The sequence below is a fragment of the Psychrobacter sp. APC 3279 genome (assembly GCF_030407795.1).
GTDB lineage: Bacteria > Pseudomonadota > Gammaproteobacteria > Pseudomonadales > Moraxellaceae > Psychrobacter.
The window spans coordinates 1-3,576 of record NZ_JASDCR010000036.1; the positions used below are offsets into that span (position 1 = coordinate 1).

At 39.7% G+C, this 3,576-nt stretch carries 5 protein-coding genes and 1 pseudogene; all 6 read left to right on the forward strand.

The genetic code is table 11. The features are described from left to right. Positions 1 to 776: pseudogene (locus QL898_RS13640) on the forward strand (hypothetical protein); the annotation flags it as partial. Next, positions 769 to 1,590, forward strand: coding sequence for a site-specific integrase (locus QL898_RS13645; protein ID WP_290177175.1), 822 nt, complete (start codon positions 769 to 771; stop codon positions 1,588 to 1,590). The pseudogene QL898_RS13640 and the gene QL898_RS13645, both read left to right, overlap by 8 nt. Before the next feature lie 355 nt (positions 1,591 to 1,945). Continuing rightward, positions 1,946 to 2,302, forward strand: coding sequence for a hypothetical protein (locus tag QL898_RS13650; RefSeq protein ID WP_290177176.1), 357 nt, complete (start codon positions 1,946 to 1,948; stop codon positions 2,300 to 2,302). Then, positions 2,302 to 2,598 carry a hypothetical protein gene (locus QL898_RS13655; RefSeq protein ID WP_290177177.1) on the forward strand — a complete coding sequence of 99 codons (297 nt, stop codon included), beginning with the start codon at positions 2,302 to 2,304 and terminating at the stop codon, positions 2,596 to 2,598. Before QL898_RS13650 ends, QL898_RS13655 begins: the two co-directional genes overlap by 1 nt. Continuing rightward, positions 2,595 to 2,858 (forward strand): hypothetical protein, encoded by a 264-nt coding sequence (locus QL898_RS13660; RefSeq protein WP_290177178.1) that lies wholly within the window; start codon positions 2,595 to 2,597, stop codon positions 2,856 to 2,858. Before QL898_RS13655 ends, QL898_RS13660 begins: the two co-directional genes overlap by 4 nt. Before the next feature lie 170 nt (positions 2,859 to 3,028). Beyond that, positions 3,029 to 3,576, forward strand: a 548-nt coding sequence (locus tag QL898_RS13665) for a protein rep (protein ID WP_290177179.1), incomplete at its 3' end; no start/stop codon positions are given.

Here is a 3,576-nt window from a genome sequence, read left to right on the forward strand (position 1 = left end):
CAAAGTTAAAACCAGTGTTTATGACTCTGACTGTCAAGAATGGCGATGATTTGAAAGAACGCTTCAATCATTTGAAGAACTCATTTACCACAATGCAAACTGCGCGGCGAAAATGGTTAAAGCGTGGTAACGGTCATAACGAATTGTGCAAAGCTCACGGTATAGTCTTCGCTTATGAAATAACAAACAAGGGTAAAGGTTGGCATCCACATCTGCATATGGTGCTACTCGTTGATGATTGGATAGACCGTGACAAACTGTCCTCTGAATGGCTAGCTATAACTGGTGATAGTCATGTTGTAGACGTTAGGCGTATTAAACCATCTAAAGTAGAAACAGACTCAATTAAGGGGAATGATGAGCAGCTAAATTATAGTGATGGTTTTATGGAAGTATTTAAGTACGCTATGAAATTTACTGAACTCACTCACCATCAGATATGGATTGCTCATGAGACATTATCTCCTACAGGACGTTTAACACGGCTGCAAGGCTCAATAGGTTTGTTTAGAGGTGTGGAAGTCCCTAAGACCATGACCGATGATGATATTACCGACAATGCTCCCTTTATGCTTATTCTTTACCATTTCCTCAAAAACGCTGGTTACTCTGTTGAGTTCATCAAGGATTGCCCACTCGGTGAAGTTTCTATAGATAACCTACCCGATGCCCTTAGTGAATATAATCAAACTGGTGAAACACTACCTTCCTATATTGTTATTACCAACCCTGAAACAGGAGAGGTGACAAAGGTACTGGAGGCGGATCATGTTTAATAAATTATCAGAAGTAATTGAGTATTATCAGGAATATCACTTAACAAAGAATAAATATAAATATCGTGCTGACAGTTTAATGTTTTTTGATGGATATGACCTGAAAGAATTACGCAAAAGACATGTTAAGGAATATGCAAAACTAAGGCGTGGTACTGTCTCCAATGCGACCATAAACAGAGAAGTAAGTTTTGCGAGGGCTGCAATAAATCGTGTTAATGACGATTGTGAGTTGAAGATAAATAACGTCTTTGAGTGTGTAAAGTTTGTAGAAACAGATTACATTCCTAATTACCTAGACCGTTCACAATATGAACGTTTGCTATTATCTGCTTTAGAGACGAATAACAATGATCTACATGACTTCATAGTGTTGTTGACCATGACTGGATGCAGACCTATTGAGTTACTAACCCTAGAATGGGCAAACGTACACTTGGACAAAAAGCAGTTCATTGTTAGAAATCACTATAGTAAGACTAAGCGCACAATGTACAAATATTTAAATGAGACAGCACTTAGGCTATTTATTGATAGAAAGAAACAAGCTCAAGGAAGGCATGTATTCACTAATCCATCGACTAATCAGAGGTATAAAAGTTTTACCAAAGGTTTCGCACTTTGTAAAAAGAGAGCTAATGTAGACTGTACCATGTACGACTTGCGACATACTTACGCTAGCTGGCTTGTGCAGAAAGGCGTAGGTATTTACACGATAAAAGACTTACTCGGTCATGGTGATATTGAGTCTACAATGCGCTATGCACATTTAGATTACGCACAGTACGTTAATGCTGTAGATCTATTAAATTAAGCAAGCATATGCCGTGGGTACAAACTCACGGCTACTTGTAAGGGGCGAACCCCTTAACCCCAAAAAAACCCTTCCCTGCAATTTCTTTAAAGGCTCATGCTGGAGCCTATTACTACCTACTAGCAGAAGTCCCTTTGCCCTTCAGTTACAGTCTTTTCGATAAGAAACGTTAGAGACCCATCAATTATTAGCCGTTAGCGCGCACAGCGTCTTTTTGCTGTGGGCAAGCGTTAGGCATTAGGTAAATCATTAACTGTCAATAGACCATTGCAAACGCTGCTACAAAGTTATACTATTGTAAGGTTCAGAAAATAAACCATAGAAAACCAAAATATGAAACAAGAGGGTTCATTAAATGAAAGTATCTAAATTCGACCATAAGCAAGAGCCTATAGAGTTTGATGATCGTAGTCACTCTGAGCAGCGTCTATTGATGCTCATAGGTGGTATTAATGGCAAGTATAAATCAGACTATCACGGTATGGAAAAGGCACAGAGTATCCGTTTTTCCTCTACTAATTACCCAAGAGTTAAAGCATTGTCCGATTTGTCTGGTAACAGCATAAACTCTGTTGTTAATGACTTAGTAGAAGTCGCCTACGGTGTTATTCAACAAAACGCTGATGACTCATCTTCGCAAAAACTATCAGATGCTGTCAGTTCAGCTTGGCAAGAATGGGTTGCTGATTATGAATTAAAGGATGCCAAATAATGCTACAGATGACAGGACAAGTCGTTAACACTTTTACGCAAGATGGTGGAAAAGACAAAGACGGTAAAGAGTTTGATGCACGGCATAAAGTGCAGCTCTTGGGAGAGTTTGATTTACCTAACGGAGATATCAAACATGATTTGGTAGATTTGAAGGTTGAAAACTTAGACGATTGGACAGGGTTTAAGGGTCAGCAAATAACTGTTGATATTGGGGTCTACGCTCCAAGCAAGGGCACAGTTATCTATTTTATCAAAAAGGGCTCAAAACCTAAGCGTACAGGGGAATTGATGTGAGCGACGAAAAAGAAGTTTCACCCTACGGTGAAATATATGAAATACAGATCAACGATATGGAACTATACGCTATTGAGCCATTGATTTGTGATGCTATCTGCGCTAATGAGTTAACCATAGCTGATGCTAGACGGAAACTCGGTATTCTTACCGAGGTTTCAGAGCAGACCGAAATGCTGTCAACGATACAACAGTGTGAAGGCAAAAATGTAATATTCAAAGGTGTGCTAGATCAACTTGGCATGCCTTGGGAGCGTTAGCCGTGCCAAAGTATTATTCGTTATTGTGGTTCGAGTAGGCGGAGGTACGACAACGCCGAGTACCACAATAACGAATATACGAGGGCGCGATATAGCCGTCAGGAAGGGCGGTTTTTCTTTCACTTGATACTATGGAATTAAAGTGTACCCACTTTTTAAGGATTGACTAAATGAAGGACAATAAAAAACCCCGTAATGATGTGCTTTTGGCGGAGCAGGCATCAGAACAGGGTCAGGATATAGCTGTGGATAGCAACGCTAAACACAGGGCTAGAATAACACGATTTGGACATTTGCGCCAGCAATCAAAGGATATGTCGAATTGGTTGTACACACAGAATGACGAATGTTTAGCTCTCGAAACTCCTATGGGCGATTTGATGGCTGCCCGCTTTGGTCATTTCGCTCGTACCCTTTCTGGGTGTGCCAATTATCTATTGTTTAAGCATTATTACACACTAGACAAGTATAAGTTAGCCAGTCTTAAAACATGCAAAAAACATATGCTATGCCCTTTTTGTTCAGCAATTAGAGCAAGCAAGCAAGCTAATGCTTATCATGAAAAGATGCTAGTTATTCTTAAAGACAATCCAAAGTTAAAACCAGTGTTTATGACTCTGACTGTCAAGAATGGCGATGATTTGAAAGAACGCTTCAATCATTTGAAGAACTCATTTACCACAATGCAAACTGCGCGGCGAAAATGGTTAAAGCGTGG